The sequence below is a fragment of the Paenibacillus curdlanolyticus YK9 genome, from assembly GCF_000179615.1.
GTDB classification, from domain to species: domain Bacteria; phylum Bacillota; class Bacilli; order Paenibacillales; family Paenibacillaceae; genus Paenibacillus_T; species Paenibacillus_T curdlanolyticus.
The window spans coordinates 86,828-103,427 of the sequence record NZ_AEDD01000005.1; the positions used below are offsets into that span (position 1 = coordinate 86,828).

16 protein-coding genes, 1 tRNA gene, 2 rRNA genes and 1 pseudogene (1 of these 20 only partly in view) are annotated in these 16,600 nt (G+C 53.1%); all 20 read right to left on the reverse strand.

The genetic code is table 11. From position 1 onward, the window contains the following. Positions 1–244: 244 nt before the first annotated feature. On the reverse strand, positions 245–1,387 hold the full coding sequence (locus tag PAECUDRAFT_RS10560) for an NAD(P)/FAD-dependent oxidoreductase (RefSeq protein ID WP_006038087.1): 1,143 nt from the start codon (positions 1,385–1,387) through the stop codon (positions 245–247). A gap of 7 nt (positions 1,388–1,394) precedes the next feature. Next, on the reverse strand, positions 1,395–2,129 hold the full coding sequence (locus PAECUDRAFT_RS10565; RefSeq protein WP_006038088.1) for a methyltransferase domain-containing protein: 735 nt from the start codon (positions 2,127–2,129) through the stop codon (positions 1,395–1,397). Continuing rightward, entirely contained in the window at positions 2,122–3,399 is a 1,278-nt protein-coding gene (locus PAECUDRAFT_RS10570) for a type III polyketide synthase (protein WP_006038089.1), read from the reverse strand. Before PAECUDRAFT_RS10570 ends, PAECUDRAFT_RS10565 begins: the two co-directional genes overlap by 8 nt. A 170-nt stretch (positions 3,400–3,569) precedes the next feature. Next, a complete protein-coding gene (locus tag PAECUDRAFT_RS10575; RefSeq protein WP_040712138.1) occupies positions 3,570–4,265 on the reverse strand; it encodes a pentapeptide repeat-containing protein in 696 nt (231 codons plus the stop codon). Between the two features lie 113 nt (positions 4,266–4,378). After that, positions 4,379–5,104 (reverse strand): hypothetical protein, encoded by a 726-nt coding sequence (locus PAECUDRAFT_RS10580; protein ID WP_040712139.1) that lies wholly within the window; start codon positions 5,102–5,104, stop codon positions 4,379–4,381. Between the two features lie 9 nt (positions 5,105–5,113). Beyond that, positions 5,114–5,176 (reverse strand): annotated as a pseudogene (locus tag PAECUDRAFT_RS26705) (zinc-ribbon domain-containing protein); the annotation flags it as partial. A gap of 39 nt (positions 5,177–5,215) precedes the next feature. After that, positions 5,216–6,001 carry a hypothetical protein gene (locus PAECUDRAFT_RS10585; protein WP_006038092.1) on the reverse strand — a complete coding sequence of 262 codons (786 nt, stop codon included), beginning with the start codon at positions 5,999–6,001 and terminating at the stop codon, positions 5,216–5,218. 247 nt (positions 6,002–6,248) lie between these two features. Further along, a complete protein-coding gene (locus PAECUDRAFT_RS10590; protein WP_006038093.1) occupies positions 6,249–7,322 on the reverse strand; it encodes a hypothetical protein in 1,074 nt (357 codons plus the stop codon). Between the two features lie 147 nt (positions 7,323–7,469). Beyond that, positions 7,470–7,628: a hypothetical protein gene (locus tag PAECUDRAFT_RS10595; RefSeq protein WP_006038094.1), complete on the reverse strand. Its 159-nt coding sequence runs from the start codon at positions 7,626–7,628 to the stop codon at positions 7,470–7,472. Positions 7,629–7,728: 100 nt separating this feature from the next. Beyond that, the gene (locus tag PAECUDRAFT_RS26105) at positions 7,729–7,905 is read right to left on the reverse strand and encodes a hypothetical protein (protein WP_006038095.1); all 177 of its coding nucleotides are present in this window, start codon (positions 7,903–7,905) and stop codon (positions 7,729–7,731) included. A 23-nt stretch (positions 7,906–7,928) separates the two neighbouring features. Continuing rightward, positions 7,929–8,276 (reverse strand): hypothetical protein, encoded by a 348-nt coding sequence (locus tag PAECUDRAFT_RS10600; protein ID WP_006038096.1) that lies wholly within the window; start codon positions 8,274–8,276, stop codon positions 7,929–7,931. Positions 8,277–8,406: 130 nt separating this feature from the next. Then, positions 8,407–8,495: transfer RNA gene (locus PAECUDRAFT_RS10605), tRNA-Ser, on the reverse strand. 81 nt (positions 8,496–8,576) lie between these two features. Then, on the reverse strand, positions 8,577–9,857 hold the full coding sequence (gene serS / locus PAECUDRAFT_RS10610; protein ID WP_006038097.1) for a serine--tRNA ligase: 1,281 nt from the start codon (positions 9,855–9,857) through the stop codon (positions 8,577–8,579). A 49-nt stretch (positions 9,858–9,906) separates the two neighbouring features. Continuing rightward, positions 9,907–10,491, reverse strand: coding sequence for a pyridoxal 5'-phosphate synthase glutaminase subunit PdxT (pdxT, locus tag PAECUDRAFT_RS10615; RefSeq protein WP_040712264.1), 585 nt, complete (start codon positions 10,489–10,491; stop codon positions 9,907–9,909). Between the two features lie 139 nt (positions 10,492–10,630). Further along, positions 10,631–11,512 carry a pyridoxal 5'-phosphate synthase lyase subunit PdxS gene (gene pdxS / locus PAECUDRAFT_RS10620; RefSeq protein WP_006038099.1) on the reverse strand — a complete coding sequence of 294 codons (882 nt, stop codon included), beginning with the start codon at positions 11,510–11,512 and terminating at the stop codon, positions 10,631–10,633. A 130-nt stretch (positions 11,513–11,642) separates the two neighbouring features. Next, positions 11,643–12,956 carry a D-alanyl-D-alanine carboxypeptidase family protein gene (locus PAECUDRAFT_RS10625; RefSeq protein WP_006038100.1) on the reverse strand — a complete coding sequence of 438 codons (1,314 nt, stop codon included), beginning with the start codon at positions 12,954–12,956 and terminating at the stop codon, positions 11,643–11,645. Positions 12,957–13,086: 130 nt separating this feature from the next. Then, positions 13,087–14,544, reverse strand: coding sequence for an IMP dehydrogenase (gene guaB, locus PAECUDRAFT_RS10630; protein ID WP_006038101.1), 1,458 nt, complete (start codon positions 14,542–14,544; stop codon positions 13,087–13,089). 194 nt (positions 14,545–14,738) lie between these two features. Then, a complete protein-coding gene (locus PAECUDRAFT_RS10635) occupies positions 14,739–15,839 on the reverse strand; it encodes a putative glycoside hydrolase (protein ID WP_006038102.1) in 1,101 nt (366 codons plus the stop codon). Between the two features lie 145 nt (positions 15,840–15,984). After that, positions 15,985–16,101, reverse strand: a 5S ribosomal RNA gene (gene rrf / locus PAECUDRAFT_RS10640). 128 nt (positions 16,102–16,229) lie between these two features. Continuing rightward, positions 16,230–16,600, reverse strand: a 23S ribosomal RNA gene (locus PAECUDRAFT_RS10645) (it continues 2,560 nt past the right edge of the window).

The window sequence follows — 16,600 nt, forward strand, 5'->3', positions numbered from 1 at the left end:
TAAACCACTAGCTTTATGCAATAATTAACAGCATATGGGCATTATCGCATACCGGCGCGCCGGGGAACAGAGTCCAAAGGAATACGAAGGGGACGAAGCTATGAGCAATCCTAGAATCAGGCAAGAGAAACGCAAACGCGGAATATACGATAGTTGGTGGGCTGAAATTGCGGGTGAGCTCATCGTACCCTCTATTCGTCTCATTGCCCGCATCATTAGGGGAGTATTTGATTAAAAAATCATGCTATCTGGCACGCAGCCGCGTCGCCTCTACGAGTCGGTAGGCGAGACTCGGAAGAACCCGTCCCAGCCCGAGCAGCACGGGGGATAACCCTCGTTTGCTTAACCCGGCTTGAAGCAGTCCGCCCCACCACAACGGCCCGGCAAAATCCTGCGTCAACGCCACATTGTATGCAGCTCGCCAACCGCCAAGCGTCAATGTTCCGCGCAGATAACGATCTGCCAGCGGTGCGCATATCGTCACCGCATGCAGTCCCATCGCCATGCCGTCGCCGCATAACGGCGGAATAACCGCCGCCGCATCCCCGATATGCGGCACAATGCCCCACGCCTGCGGGCTGCGGCCCAGCTCCACCGTCGCTGCCGCCGCAGTGCCCGCGACTGGCTTCGCATCCAGCAGACGCTTGCCCAGCGCAGGCACTGCTCGTGCCGCCTCAGCAATAATGCCTTCGACCGACTGGCCGCAGCGGCGGAATGCTTCCGGCGTCACAAGCGCAGCCGCATTCGCCAGCCCTGCATCAACATCGCTGGGGACAAGCCCCACGTAACCGCCAGAGAAAAAATAAAGCTCCACCGCAGCATCAGCAGGCACGCCGGATAGCTCCGTGCGGAGGCCCATGAAGGATTTTGCCGGCGCTCGATCGGATAATCCCGCCGGCGCCATCCGTCCCCACGCGCCAATAACGGCTCTCGCTTGCAGCGTATAGCTCTCCCGTTCGCGGGAACGCACCGTGACCTGCCAGCCCTCTGGCGTCTGGCTAATCGCCGTCACCGTCGAGCTTGTCCGCACCTGCGCACCGCGCGCGTGCGCCTCCGCCTGCAAGGCAAGGTCAAGCGCATAGCGGCTGACGCTTTGCGCTTGGGCTGACGCAGGCAGCTCCAGCTTCAGCGGTATGCCAGCAGACGCAGCGATTCGAATACGCGCAATTGGAATAGGGCTAGGCTGCAGCCCGCTCAGCACGCTATCTAGCCCAAGCTCTATTAACGATCGACGCGACTCTGGCGATAAATACTCGCCGCACACCTTATGCCGCGGAAACGTGTGGCGGTCGAGCAGCACCGTATCCCATCCTTGTCCGGCAAGCGCGCACGCCATACTGGCGCCCGCAATGCCCGCTCCGACGATAATGGCATCGTGAATCGTCATCCCCTCCCTAGGCTGAATGCGGGCGTTTCGCCGCCCAGCAGGCGTACCGGAACAACGGCCGCCATGCATACGCCAGCTGCGCATCGGGGTATGCACGCTTCATCGCTGCCTGCAAGCGGCGCCAATCGGCGGCGCGAAACCCTTTTGCTACCGACAACGGCCCATCATGTCGGATGTATCGATTGCGCGACACGAGGCGCGCCGCCAGCCAGACCGCTGCCCAAGCAATCGGATGGCGATGAATATCGCCCACCGCCACGCCCAAGCGCGCCCCATGGAGCATAGCCGCGAACGCTTTTTCTACATCGCCCTCGTCAAAATGATGCAGCACCTGCGAAGCGACCACAATATCCGCAGCACCCGCCGGGAGCTGGAACAGATCGAGCTGCTCCACGCTCACGCGCGGCTCATCTCGGAACAGCTCGCGCGCTTCCGCGCAGGCTTCCGCCGTAATATCGGTCAGCGTCAGCTCCAGTGCAACGCCCTCCCGCTTCGCCCACCGGAGCAGCGCCCGATTTACATCGCCCGCTCCGCAGCCGATATCCACAATGGCCAGCCGCCGGGGCCGGCCTGCTTCCTTCCACAGCCTTTTGACGCCATACAGAACAGGACCGGCCGCTGCGAACAACCGATTCAAGCGGCCCAAATGCTGCAACGCTTGACGCAGAGGCTCGCCGCCATCAGCGTAATCGTCCATCAGTTCCGGCAGCTTAGCCCGTCCTCGCAGCTGCAAGTTAGCCATCGTATCCCACAGCTCCCACTCCCGCCGCCGTTTCCGTAGCCATCGCTGTTACGATCCCCTTCTCCGTATCCGTGTCTCGGGCCAATCCACCTTCGCCTTCCCTAGTTGCGGCAGGCACATACGTCATACGCAGCAGCTCCGCGGTCAGACCCGGCCCGAACGCCACGGCCAACCCCTCGCTCGGACCGCCGCCGCTCGCCCGTAACTGCTCCCTCATTCCGCGCAGCACATACAGGATAGTTGCCGATGACATATTGCCGTAGCTGCGCAGCACCTCGCGGCTTGCGTACGTGTCCGCATCCGATAAGCCGAACAGCTTCTGCATCGCATCAACGATGCCCCGTCCGCCGGGGTGAATGGCCCACCAAGCCGGCTTATAGCCAGACGCATACCGCTCTACCATCCCGGGCACATACTGCCCCAGCAGCTCCGGCACCCGCGGGGACAGGAACAGATCAAACCCATTGTCCCCCACAGTCCATTTCATCGCATCAGCCGCTTCGGACGCAAGCTCGGACACCCCTTCATCCAATAGGAAGTGGTCGCCAGCCTGCAGCTCTCCCCCTGCATGTCCAACGACGCAAGCCGATGCGCCGTCTCCGAAAAAGGCAGCAGCATACAGCGACTCTCGGTCGCCTGATGGCTGCGTATGCAGCGTGCACAGCTCAACGCAGACGATTAGCGCCACAGCGCTCGCATCGCCTGCAACCAGTTCCCGCGCCGTGCGCATGGCCGTCATGCCCGCCGCGCAGCCAAGGAACGTCAGCGGCAATCGACGCAGGCCGCGCAGCAGCCCGAGGCGTTCTGCCAGCTCGGCATCCAGTCCCGGCAAATACATGCCTGTGCAGCTAACGGTAATCACATGCGTGATCGCTGCCGCATTCACGCCGCTATCATGCAGCGCCCCCCTTGCCGCCCGCTCCGCCAGCACAGGCGCATGCTCGCGATACAGCGCCATCCGCTCCGACGTCCGCGGCGCCCGCTCCCATGGCGTGCCCGGCGCGTAGCGGCTTTCCGCTGCCGGACCTGCCAAGCTCGGCACGACGGTATACCGCGTCTCCACCCCGCTCTGATGAAAAATCCGCTTCGCCCACCTCGCTTGATCGCGCTGGCCGACATCCTCCAACCCCAGCGCCAGCCTCGCGGCCGTGTCACGCTGATCCAGGCGGCACTCCGGAGCAGCTGTCCCGATGCCCAGCAGCGCTACTGCTCCCCGCGTCGATTCCTTGCGATCGTCTCCCCTTGCATCTATGCGATCCTCGAATGACATTTTCCACTCCTCCTCAATTGGCCAAGCCTACAAACTAGGACAAACTGCTCCTATTGTATTCATGGCCTGCTGGAAGTAGACCGAGCCGTCCAACAGCTCAAAAAAAGCCGCACCCCGCAGCTTACGCTGCTTCAGGCGCGGCGATCAACGATCGACGATCGTTCCTTGTTCTATGCATCATCCTCATCCCACACATCCTGCTTCAACACAAGCCCGAGCAAGCCGGCGAATACCGAAGCCTGTTCGCGCCCGATGATACACCCCTGCAAATCCGCAATGGATACGCCCAGCTCCGTAAATTCGCATACGCTCAAATCAATTCCTTCGAGCTTCGTGCTGCTTAGCTGCGCTTGATCCAGATTCGAGCCGTCGAAGCGGACCTGCTGCAGCTCGCTGCCATAGAAGTCGGCGCCGCGCAGCGAGCAATCCAAGAAGCTGACCTGCTTCATATTCGTAAACCGATAGGTCGAATAATCGCCCATACAATCCCGCAGCGCTAAATTGCGCAGCGTCGCGCCCGTAAGGTCCAGCCCCATGATTTTGCAGTCGCGGAACTCCGTCCGATGAATCGTCGCATCCTGCAGGCTCACGTTCGATAGATCGCATTTGTCAAAAATAACATCCGTCAGCTCCACTTTCGCAAGCGTCGTCGAAGCAAACGTCACATTGCGGAAAATAACCTGCTCGAATGCTGCGCGATAAGCTTCCTGATCCTCGATGACGCAGTCGCTTATTACAAATTGTGAATATTCCGTCTCAGACTGAATCGTCTGATCACCCCATACTAGCTCAGGCAGCTGTTCGGGCAGCTTAGGCGGCTCCAGCTTGGATTTGCTCTTCGGCTTCTTCTGCTGCTTCGCACACATCTTCATCTCTCCCCTGCTGCGAATGATCTCCCTCTATTATAACGAACCTGTCCCCCATAAAAGAAGGCGCACAGCCCGTAAGCCGTGCACCTCGTTAACATCCGTCCGTCGCACTACTTCTCATATTTCAGCGCGCCGGACTCAATCATCTCTTCGATGCTCTCGATCATCTGGCCATCATCCAGCAGATCGACGCGCATCGCTTGAATTTCGCCAATCTCATCGCTCAAGCGGGGAACCCCGTCGTCCGATTCGTTCATTTCGAATGCGATTACCGTCTTGCTGTCCTTATAGACGACATAGCTTCCGCCATCCTCGCTGGAGTTATGCAGCTTGCCTTTGCCGTACGCTTTAATAAGGTCGTTCAACGTGGACTTGCCGCTCGTAATGCCGTTTTCCAGCTCGTAGCCATCCTCATCGAGGTAAAGCCCTACGACCTTCCCGTTCTTCACCATAAACTGCGGATCACTCTCGTACTCATAAAGCTTGACGCCATTCTCATTCATATCGTTGCTGATTCCCTCGGCAGGTCCAAGCTTGTCCTTCAGCAGCTCCAGATCGTCGCCTAGCGACACTCCCTTATAGGATACCTCTGTACTGCTGTTGCCTAACATGAAATAGGCCGCTATTAAGATAATGGCGATTGCCGCAAAGCCCATCATCATCTTCCTGCGAGCAGCGGGCGGCCTCAGCTGACCCGTCGCTGCATTTATCGGCGTATCTGGCTGCTGATGAACCTGATGAACGGACAACTCCGAAAGCGGCACGCTCGATTGTTCGGCAGCTGTTGCAGCGTAACGGTGATCCGCCGCCTGTTCTTCTGCTGCCTTACTCGCCACCACCGCAGCTCCGCAAGATGCGCAGAACCGGCTCACCGAATCATTGTGGGCACCGCATGAACGACAATACACGGCTCATCCTCCTCGTTCTTCGATCCTTTCGCTGCCGCGTTACATCACAATCGCCGAAAGCAGTGCAACTAACACGAGATACAACCCCACACTTAGTCCTACAACCGTCAGCCGGCGATCCTCGCGTACTTGCCATAACGCCACAGCGTGCATAACGGTCGTCACGAGCACCGTCAACAGGTTAACCGACAAAACGATGAACGCAATGCGAAGGTTAATGAAGCTGCACACCCCTGCAAGAACGAAGCCCGCTCCGAATGTATACTGTGCCGCGCCCAGATACGTGATCGCATCCTTGAATGCGTGCTTGCGCTCGCCTTTCCAGTTGCCTACGACCCATAATGATCCAAACAACGCGATGATCGAAATAATCCCTAGAACGATCAGCTTGCCCGTAATGGCAGCGCCGATGGACGATCCGTCCGAGTAATCTCCCAGATCATCGAAGTCTGAGAAGCCCCCAAATAAGCCGCCGAACAAATCGCCTAGCAGGCTCTCCATTTTTTGGCCGAAAATCCATGCCCAGATAAGGAAGCCAAGGAGCGAAGCTGCGACGCCGAGAACGCCGTAGATAAAATCCTTTGCAGGCTGCAGCTTCAGCGCTTGCTGCGGATTTTTCAATAAGCTTACGATGACACTCGTATCGATCTGCTTGCTTAGCTGCGCTACCGATTGGAAGCCGCCGCCTTGATTCGAACGATGAGGAGCCCCCGCTGCCCCTCCCGCGCCGTTCCACGTTTGATTCTCCGCCCCGGCAGCTGCCTGCTGGCACGCATGTGCTTCCCCTTCTATGACCCTCATACCGCATTGTGTGCAAAACGACATTGATGATTCCCCCTGAAATGGATTATTACAATAAATTTGCGCCATTATAAAATTGTAAAACTATAAATTTTTCTATTTAAATCATATGTATAAATTTAACTTTACTTAGACGCAATTCATATCATAGCAGATAATGCTGTCGGAGTGTGTCGAAAGTTGTATGTTGTAGTTCTAAATTCTTATAAAGAATAAAGGAAAAGGATCCCAATAGTCCCTGATGGACTACCGGAATCCTTTTCCTTAACCTTTAAAACTCAGATTCCAAATCTCCGGAGCCGCCAAACATCTGCATAGCGTCTTCCATCGAAATCGTATCTGTCGGAATGTCATGCTTGAACGTTTGCTTCTTGTTGATATCTTTGTATTCGCTGCGAACATACATATCCACTTTTACTTCATCTTCGCTATCCTCTGGCTTCACTGCAATGTTTGCATAGATGCCTTGGTACGTCATGTACTTGTCTTTGACGCCGCCCGTGATCGCGAATTCGTTGATCTTAACCGCTTTTTTCAGCTCTTTGATCGCGTCTGGGCCATTCTCAGCCAGCTGCTTCTTCGCTTCGTCGAGATCTTCCTTCGTAATGTCAGCCAGCTTCAAGTAGTCTTCGTCTTTTGCCAGCAGATCAATCACGGCAGGAGCCACTTTGTTCACGATCAGCTCAAGCGCTGGCGCGAACGTTTCGTCCGTAATTTTGAACTGGACGATTTGGTCATAATCGCCGTCCTTCGGCAGTCCTTGAACCTCTTCCGCCTTCGGCTCGAAGAAGTAGTCCTTCTCGTCGAACGATGTGATGATCGTGTTCATGATATCCGTGCCGAGCTTCACTTGCTTATCCATATCGTTGAATGGCAGCTCCGTACCTTGCTCCTCAGCCAGCTTCTTCAGATCGATTTTGATAAACTTGCTCGTAAGCTCTTCCGGAATTGGAAGTCCCGGAATCGTAGGGATTTTCACATACAGATCGTTCTGGTTCATCAGAATCGGAACCTCGAAGGAAGTTGTGCTCCCATCGCCCTTCACTTCCAGCTTCAGGTTAAGGTCCATCCGGTAAGGCTCTTTCTCATATTGGCCCTCGAACGTCAGCTTCGCGCCCTTCAGAATGCTCGTCACCATCGAAACGCCAAGCGCATCCGCTTCTTCTGCCGGAATGTTTACATCATCAAAGCCGATCGTACCTGTAAACCCATATGATTTCATTTCCGACATTTTCGTCATAGAAGTCTCGAGTACTTCCTTCGGCGGTTTACTGCTGCTGCAGCCCGCGGCTACTAACAACATAGCAGCCATAACAATAATGGCACAACGCTGGATCCATTTCACGAATAAGTTCCCCCTAAATGTATGATGTGTTTTTACGCAACCCATCCATCATACGCGATTTACACCGCGATTAACAGTTAAAAAACAAAAAATCCCGTTTCCAACATTTCTGGAAAACGGGATTTTCTATGAGGATAAGCGCCTTATTTAGCCTTCGCCATTGTTGTGCCGCGAGTGGTTTTGCTGCTTCGTTTTCTTCGATCCGGACATCGGCTTTTGCGGCGAATTCCCGCTCCTGTCGCGGGATTGGCTGCGATGGCTATCCGATTCGGGGTTCGGTACAGGTACGCTATCTGGCTTGCTCATGGGGTCCCTCCTACTCGTTCCTGGCTTCCAATTCCGGTTCAAAACTTTAACAAAATTTAAGCTAAATTTTTACATAGCTTTGTGTCGAAAACCGAGTTTGTTAGGTCTCTGGCGTGGACAAATCGGACGGATGATCATGATTCATCGCCGTTTGATTGCGCCGATCATTCGCATCCTGCTGCAGCTGCTGCGCATGATGGCTGTTCACCGGATTACGCTCGAGCTGGTCAACGACGTTCGATAAATTTTTGTCGGCTGAGCCCTTTGCCTTAGTCAATGTCGCTCCACTCCTTCATCGAATCAGTGATTGGTGATCGACTGTACGGCCTGCGCACATTCGTGAATATGCCGTTTATAATCGAGCGCCAGCTGTTGAATGATATCGGTCCGCTCATCAACGGATTGGCCTGCCTTCTCGACATCAATCAGCTCCACATGCACCTCACGGCTATCGACGTACCCTACTTTAAAATCAAACGAATAATCCTGATGTCCTGCTGTATGAATCGTTACGCGCAAGGCACTCGGATCGCCTTCATCCGGCCATACTTCTGCTTGATCAGCCTGATTAATCGTTGTCGGCAGCGTACTTGCCCATGCATTGGCCAGCACCTGCTGATCCATATCCAAAAAATCGCTATGTCCCATCGCTATCCACCTCCACAACCTTTAAGATGCGAAGCTTTCCCCTATTTTATGCGATGTCGCCATACGCTAAGGGCAACAAAAAAAGGACTGCGCAATAAGCGCAATCCTTCGAATGTCGACTATTAAGAACTGGCGGAGAGGGTGGGACTCGAACCCACGTGGGCTTGCACCCTAACGGTTTTCAAGACCGCCCCGTTATGACCGCTTCGGTACCTCTCCACAAAAGTTGAACATTAAGATTGTACCACAATCGAAATTGAACAAGCAACTACAAAAGGGCCCCAAGGGCCCTTTTGTCCGTTATTTTTTCGTAATGACTTCAATCCCGCCCATGTATGGACGCAATGCTTCCGGCACGATGACCGAGCCGTCCGCTTGCTGGTAGTTCTCCAGAATGGCAGCCAGCGTACGGCCAACTGCCAATCCCGAGCCGTTCAGCGTATGAACAAACTCCGGCTTGCTCTTCGCTTCGCGGCGGAAACGGATGTTGGCGCGGCGTGCTTGGAAGTCCTCTACGTTCGAGCAGGACGAAATCTCGCGATACGTATCCGCGCTTGGCAGCCATACCTCAAGATCGTACGTTTTGGCTGCGCTGAAGCCCATGTCGCCCGTACAGAGCGCCAGTACGCGATAAGGCAGGCCGAGCAGCTCCAGCACCTTCTCAGCGTTGGCTGTCATTGCCTCTAGCTCATCATACGAGGTCTCCGGTTTAACAAGCTTGAGAAGCTCTACCTTGTTGAATTGATGCTGGCGGATCAAACCGCGCGTATCGCGACCCGCAGCCCCTGCTTCCGAGCGGAAGCAAGCGCTATAAGCGACAAAATATTTCGGCAGCTCTTCGCTGCTCAAAATTTCTTCGCGCGCAATGTTCGTCACCGGCACTTCTGCCGTCGGAATCAGGTAATAATCCGAATCCGCAATTTTGAACAGATCCTCTTCGAACTTCGGCAGCTGCCCTGTTCCGTACAAGCTATCGCGGTTAACGATATACGGAGGCAAAATTTCCTCATAACCGTGCTTATCGCTATGTAAGTCCATCATGAAGTTGATCAACGCACGCTCCAAACGCGCGCCTAATCCGCGATAGAATACGAAGCGCGATCCCGTTACTTTAGCTGCACGCTCGAAGTCGAGAATGCCAAGCTCTTGCGCGATATCCCAGTGCGGCTTTGGCTCAAAATCGAACGTTTTCACTTCGCCTGCGCGGCGCACCTCGACATTGTCTTCCTCCGATGCACCGATCGGCACGCCCTCGTTTGGCAAATTCGGAAGCGCCAGCATCAGCTCATCGATCTGAGCCTCCAATGCGCGAACCTCATCATCGATTTCCTTAATCCGATCGCCTACTTCACGCATCTCGATAATAAGCGCTTCAGCGTCACCGCCTGTGCGTTTCAGCTGAGCAACCTCTTGCGATACCGTGTTACGACGGTTTTTGAGCTGCTCTGTTTCTTGCAAAATCTCGCGTCGACGCGTATCGAGCGCCGGGAATGCCGCTACCAGCTCCTCCGATTTACCGCGATTGACGAGCGCTTGTACAACCTTATCATAATCGTTGCGCAGCCATTTAACGTCTAACATGCGTCATTCTCCTCTCTATATCATCAGCAGCATAATGCCTGTATTTCAACTAGCTGCGGCCTGCAGCCGCTTCACGCGCCATATCTACAAAATAAGCATGCAACCGGTAATCGTCCGTCAACTCCGGATGGAAGGAGCAAGCCAGCAAGTGGTTTTGCCGTGCAGCCACGATCTCATCCTTGTAGGTGGAGATGACCTCAACGCCTTCCCCTACCTCCGCGATAAGCGGTGCGCGAATGAAGACCGCACGAATCGGTTCATTGATGCCGGTAACGTTTAGATCGGTCTCAAAGCTTTCCCGTTGGCGTCCGAACGCGTTACGCTGAACCTTCATGTTCATGAGCTCCAGATGCGCTTCATCTTGCCCTTCAATTTCGCTTGCCAATACGATCAGACCTGCGCATGTGCCGAATACGGCTTTGCCTTGCGCAGAGAATTCACGAATCGCCTCGATGAAACCGTATTTCCGCATCAGCTTGCCGATCGTTGTGCTTTCGCCGCCTGGAACGACTAAGCCGTCAAGACCTTCCAGTTCCTCTACTCGTTTAATAGCAACAGCTTCCGCTCCCGCCAATTCCAAGCTTCTAATATGTTCTACAACAGCGCCTTGCAGCGCCAGTACGCCAATTTTCATCACAATCCCTGCCTTTCCGCCATTACGAAGCTTAACCATGATAAGCTCAGATATCCCTGCATTGCGGAAAAGCCCCTGTATAAGGGGCTTTTCTCTCCGCTATCTTTATATTGCTAACCGAACCGATATAAGCTATTGCTTATACGCTGCGGTCTTGCATGCGATCGAAGCCTTGCAGCGTTTTAATGTCGATGCCTTTCATCGGCGTACCGAGGTTTTTCGATACTTCCGTGATCAGGCGGTAGTCCGTATAATGCGTAGTAGCTTCTACGATTGCACGAGCGAACTTCTCCGGGTTGTCCGATTTGAAAATGCCGGAGCCTACGAATACGCCCTCAGCGCCCAGATGCATCATCAAAGCCGCATCAGCTGGCGTTGCTACGCCGCCTGCAGCGAAGTTTACGACTGGCAGCTTGCCAGCTTCTGCTACTTGAAGCAGCAGGTCGTAAGGCACGCCCAGAAGCTTCGCTTCATGGAACAGCTCGTCCTTCGACAGGTTTTGTACTTTACGGATTTGGCCGTGAATGAGACGAAGGTGGCGAACAGCTTCAACCACGTTCCCCGTTCCTGGCTCACCTTTCGTACGGATCATCGACGCGCCTTCTTGAATGCGGCGGAGTGCTTCGCCCAGATCTTTAGCGCCGCATACGAATGGAATTGTGAATTCATTTTTGTTGAGGTGGAATACTTCGTCAGCTGGCGTGAGAACTTCGCTCTCGTCGATGTAGTCAACGCCCATCGATTCCAACACTTTCGCTTCCACATAGTGGCCGATACGCGCTTTTGCCATTACTGGAATCGAAACCACTTTCGTTACCTCTTCTACGATCGTTGGGTCAGCCATGCGAGCTACGCCGCCTGCTGCACGAATATCGGAAGGTACGCGCTCCAGCGCCATTACTGCAACAGCACCTGCTGCTTCAGCAATTTTTGCTTGCTCAGCGTTCATGACGTCCATAATGACGCCGCCTTTTTGCATTTCAGCCATACCGCGTTTAACGCGCGAAGTTCCCGTTTCCATCTCCTGAATTCCTCCTATTTATATGCGGATACATTGCTTGCTCCGAATGTAATTCTAACCACTAATTTTACATGAAGCGCAGCCAATCGACAACCCTGAAGCTGCCGATTGCTGCATCATTTTGTATAAATTAACCGAATAGATTCGCAATTCCGCTGAACAGGCTCGAGAAGAAGTGCCCGATGCTGCGGAACAGCAAGCTAAACCAGCCGGCTTTCTTAACATCCTTCGCTGCGATCAGATCAACGGTCTTCGTCAACGATTGTCCGTTATCCGGATTTTTGTACTCGTACGTAACTGTACCCAGCTTTTGTCCTTGCTTAATTGGCGCGACAAGCTGCTTCTCCGGCAGCAGGTTTGTTTTGAGAACAGTTGCTTTCGCCTCTGTTCCCTTCTTCACAAGGAAGCTTACGTCCGTTCCCGTAATGACAGGTACGGATTTGGACTTGCCCTTCGTTATTTTAACCGTCTTTACCGATTCTACTTCGGATTTTGGCGCTACAATCGTTTTCTTTTCAAAGCTTGCATATCCAAAATCATAAAGCTTCGCCGTCTCGCGGAAGCGAGCCTGCTTCGTCTTCGTATTCATCACTACGCTCACGTAACGCAAACCGTTCACTTCGACTGTGCCCGTGAAGCAATAGCCAGCTGCGCCGATGTATCCTGTTTTCATACCGTCGACGCCAGGGTAAGCGAAGGATTTCAGCTCTTCCGAATTTTTATTCGAACCGAGCATCCAGTTGTAGTTAATCAATTCGCCTTGGTCCCGTTCACGGAACTTATAACGCGGAATGCTGGAGTAAGTTAAAAATTCCGGGTCATTCAAAATAATCGTCGATGCCAGTTTCGCCATATCGCGTGCTGAAATTACTGTCGTTTCTTCCAGACCAGATGGCCCTGTAAAATGCGCAGACGTAAGTCCGAGCTTTTGTGCTGTTTCATTCATTTTATCAACAAATCCTGCTGTAGAGCCTCCGATTTGCACCGCAAGCGCAATCGTCGCATCGCTGGCGGAACCGACCGCCATCGCAATGTAAAGCTCCTTCACCGTATGCTTCTCGCCCTCAGCCAAGTATACCTGCGAGCCGTCCGGTGGGACCGTTGCAGCTTCAGCCGAAGTAGATACTACTGTATCCCACGTCAACCGTCCTGCCTTAATCTCTTCCAGCACGATATATTCCGTCATCATCTTCGTCATACTCGCCGGTGGCAATGCTTCATCCGCGTTAAGCTCATACAGCACTTGACCCGTCGTTGGCTCCATAAGAATGGCTGCTTTCGCATTAATGCCCAGCGGATTGCCTGTCCCTGCGGAAGCCGTTGCGTCCGCCGCTTTTCCTTCTGCAAACGCAGCTGTGGAGCCTAACGCCAACATAAACATCCATACCGCCAACCCTGCCGCTGTCATCGCGCGCAGGCGCCCCAGCTTGAAACTCAATTTCAACGTCTTCTCCCCATTTCCCCATAAGCTATGTCCGTTCATTATTGTAACATAGTAAGCAGGGTATAAAAAAGCCAGACGAAGGAGATTGCGAGTACCGCTTTCTCCCTATCTGGCTTGGCGCTTCTATCGCTTACAGCGAGTAGTTAGGCGCTTCTTTTGTAATTTGAACGTCATGCGGATGGCTCTCGCGCAATCCTGCGCCCGTAATCCGAATGAATTGCGTATCATTCTTCAGCTCTTCAATCGAGCTCGTGCCGCAGTAGCCCATACCGGAACGAAGTCCGCCGATGAGCTGATGAACCGTATCCGCCATTGCACCCTTGTATGGTACACGGCCTTCGATACCTTCCGGAACGAGCTTGTTCTCGTTCTCTTGGAAGTAACGATCCTTGCTGCCCTCTTTCATCGCGCCGAGCGAACCCATACCGCGATATACTTTGAAACGACGGCCCTGATAAATCTCTTGCTCGCCTGGGCTCTCTTCCGTGCCTGCCAACAAGCTGCCCACCATGATTGCGCTAGCGCCTGCAGCAATTGCTTTGACGATATCGCCGGAATACTTGATGCCGCCGTCAGCGATAATCGGAATGTTATATTCTCGTGCTACAGATGCGCAATCGTAGATCGCCGTAATTTGCGGTACGCCGATGCCTGCAATTACGCGCGTCGTACAGATGGAGCCTGGTCCGATACCGACCTTTACGACCGAAGCGCCTGCTTCAATCAGATCACGCGTACCATCGCCTGTTGCAACGTTACCAGCAATGATCGTCAGTGTTGGATATTTTTCGCGGAGTTTAGCTACTGCATTCAAAATATTGCGGTGATGGCCGTGCGCCGAGTCAACGACGATCGCATCAACGCCGGCATTCACAAGCGCTTCCGCACGATCGAATGTATCTTTGGAGATGCCGATTGCAGCGCCGCAAACGAGACGTCCGTGATGGTCCTTCGCCGCGTTCGGGAATTGAATCGCCTTCTCGATATCTTTAATCGTAATAAGCCCTTTAAGCGTATTGTTCTCATCCACCAAAGGCAGTTTCTCGATTTTATGCTTTTGAAGGATGCCTTCCGCCTGCTCCAGCGTCGTACCCACCGGTGCGGTTACGAGCTCTTCACGTGTCATCACTTCATTGATTTTCATCGAGTAGTCATGGACAAAACGCAAGTCGCGATTCGTCAAAATGCCTACCAGCTTGCCAGCGTCATCCACAATCGGCACGCCGGAAATTCGATATTTGCCCATCAAAGCTTCTGCATCATACACATGATGCTCAGGCGTCAGCGAGAATGGATTCGTAATTACGCCGCTCTCCGAGCGCTTAACGCGATCCACTTCCTCCGCTTGCTGAGCAATCGACATGTTCTTATGAATAATGCCAAGACCGCCCTCACGAGCTATTGCAATCGCCATTGCCGCTTCCGTAACAGTGTCCATGCCTGCGCTAATGAGCGGAATGTTCAGCTTTACGTTAGCGCTGAGTACTGTTCCAACCGAAACTTCACGCGGAAGCACTTCGGATTTGCGCGGAACGAGCAACACGTCATCAAACGTTAGTCCCTCTTTGGCGAATTTTGTATCCCACACGAGTATGTTCCTCCCTTTATTTCGTCCCTTACAAGCCTTGCTCACGTATATTATTGCATATCTTATCAGAGGGGTTATAGGCTGTCAAGCTGACAAACACGCCATTTCAAGGCGTTTTCATTATCATTTTCAACCGGTAGAATTCATTAACTTTATTAATTTCGCATGTATAAAATGTACAATTTAGCGAACTTTCATGAATTAAAATCGTATTTGCACGAAGCATTCCAAAGTAAGTAATCCTCTAAGCCCTGATCATGCAATGCCTTAATCTGCTGCTTGATCTCCCGATCCCCATATTTGAGATGCGGATGCACCCAAGTAGCAGTAAAGCACTGCAGCCAAGGTCGAATAGCCGCTGGCTTCAAACCGCTTTGTGCCAAATATCCGTTTCTACGCTTCGCATCTGTCATCGCATGACTTACAACCGCATAGGGCGCCATATCCGGGTGAGCAATTCCGTACATCCCGTCACTGTAGTGGGACGGGTACACCATTGGAGAAATCGCATCAACCTCCGTGCTTACAGCCCGCCAGCTCTGGCCAATGCCCATATCGTCTGAAGTCGATGTTACGAGACCGAATACATCCGCAGAAACCTTTACGCCAAGCCGATGAAGCGGCTGCTTCGCCTCATGCAAGAATTGATGAATCGCTTTCGAGCGGTTCCACCCTTCCTTATTGGCGAACTTAACCGGCTTCGTCCGAATACCCTCCGGAAATCGAACATAATCAAACTGAATTTCATCAAAACCTAATGCGGCTGCTTCTTTTGCTACATTAATGTTATAATTCCACACCTCCGTACGGTAAGGGTCTACCCAAGGACGTCCGTGTCCATCCTTCCACACTGAGCCGTTTTTATTGTGAATCGCTAAGCTCGTCCGTTTTTGGGCCAAATAAGGGTCCTTAAAAACGACTACTCGGCCGATTGTATAAATCCCTTCACGGTGCAGCCTGTTTATTAAACGTTTTATATTTGTAATTGCGGGCCGCTTGTCTGCGCCTATTTGCTGTATAGCAGGCACTCTAGAACGATAAGTCAATCGACCGAAATCATCTTTCACGTCAATCACGACTGCATTAAGCTCGGTTCTTCTCAACAGTCCGATCAATCGATCCATTCGGGCCGGGCTGCCCGCCACCCATCCTGATATATATATGCCCTTTACGTGATTGTCTTTTCGAGCCGCCGCAGCAGCGCTTTTCATTGATCCTTGAATTTGACTCACGCCGACCAATAACATGACTACAATGAAGAACTTCAAGCCGATTCGATAGCTGTTAGTGAACATTTTCAGCAGGACCTCCCCCTCTTCGTTCATGCTTGTAGTATGAGCGGAAAGCTGCCCGTGGTTGAGAAGGAGTTTTATCCAATATGATTTCAAACCAAGGGCACAAACACAAAAAAGCCACTGTCCATGGACAGTGGCTCATCGTGCTTGGCATCTTCCTACTCTCCCAGGACCCTGCGGTCCAAGTACCATCGGCGTTGGAGGACTTAACGGTCGTGTTCGGGATGGGTACGCGTGGAACCCCTCCGCCATCGACACCAAACGTGCAATCGCTCAGACTAGCTGCTGCGACGCGTGCTGAAGGTTACACCTTCAAAACTGGATGCGAATGATGAATCCTTAGCTTAGTCTTGCTCACGAAGTTGCGATTTTGGCATTCGCCAAAACGCTTAGGATAAGCCCTCGACCTATTAGTACTCGTCAGCTGCACGCATTGCTGCGCTTCCACCTCGAGCCTATCAACCTGGTCGTCTTCCAGGGGTCTTACATACTGGGAAATCTCATCTTGAGGGGGGCTTCGCGCTTAGATGCTTTCAGCGCTTATCCCGTCCGCACTTGGCTACCCAGCGATGCTCCTGGCGGAACAACTGGTACACCAGCGGTGCGTCCATCCCGGTCCTCTCGTACTAAGGACAGCTCCTCTCAAATTTCCTACGCCCACGACAGATAGGGACCGAACTGTCTCACGACGTTCTGAACCCAGCTCGCGTACCGCTTTAATGGGCGAACAGCCCAACCCTTGGGACCTACTTCAGCCCCAG

What these genes read in the sequence shown, in the direction of transcription:
- PAECUDRAFT_RS10585 (WP_006038092.1), bottom strand. Translation starts at nt 6,001, where the DNA reads ATGTCGTTTTGCACACAATGCGGTATGAGGGTCATAGAAGGGGAAGCA.
- PAECUDRAFT_RS10560 (WP_006038087.1), bottom strand. Translation starts at nt 1,387, where the DNA reads ATGACGATTCACGATGCCATTATCGTCGGAGCGGGCATTGCGGGCGCC.
- PAECUDRAFT_RS10570 (WP_006038089.1), bottom strand. Translation starts at nt 3,399, where the DNA reads ATGTCATTCGAGGATCGCATAGATGCAAGGGGAGACGATCGCAAGGAA.
- serS (WP_006038097.1), bottom strand. Translation starts at nt 9,857, where the DNA reads ATGTTAGACGTTAAATGGCTGCGCAACGATTATGATAAGGTTGTACAA.
- PAECUDRAFT_RS10600 (WP_006038096.1), bottom strand. Translation starts at nt 8,276, where the DNA reads ATGGGACATAGCGATTTTTTGGATATGGATCAGCAGGTGCTGGCCAAT.
- PAECUDRAFT_RS10595 (WP_006038094.1), bottom strand. Translation starts at nt 7,628, where the DNA reads ATGAGCAAGCCAGATAGCGTACCTGTACCGAACCCCGAATCGGATAGC.
- pdxS (WP_006038099.1), bottom strand. Translation starts at nt 11,512, where the DNA reads ATGGAAACGGGAACTTCGCGCGTTAAACGCGGTATGGCTGAAATGCAA.
- PAECUDRAFT_RS10635 (WP_006038102.1), bottom strand. Translation starts at nt 15,839, where the DNA reads ATGTTCACTAACAGCTATCGAATCGGCTTGAAGTTCTTCATTGTAGTC.
- pdxT (WP_040712264.1), bottom strand. Translation starts at nt 10,491, where the DNA reads ATGAAAATTGGCGTACTGGCGCTGCAAGGCGCTGTTGTAGAACATATT.
- PAECUDRAFT_RS10575 (WP_040712138.1), bottom strand. Translation starts at nt 4,265, where the DNA reads ATGTGTGCGAAGCAGCAGAAGAAGCCGAAGAGCAAATCCAAGCTGGAG.
- PAECUDRAFT_RS10565 (WP_006038088.1), bottom strand. Translation starts at nt 2,129, where the DNA reads ATGGCTAACTTGCAGCTGCGAGGACGGGCTAAGCTGCCGGAACTGATG.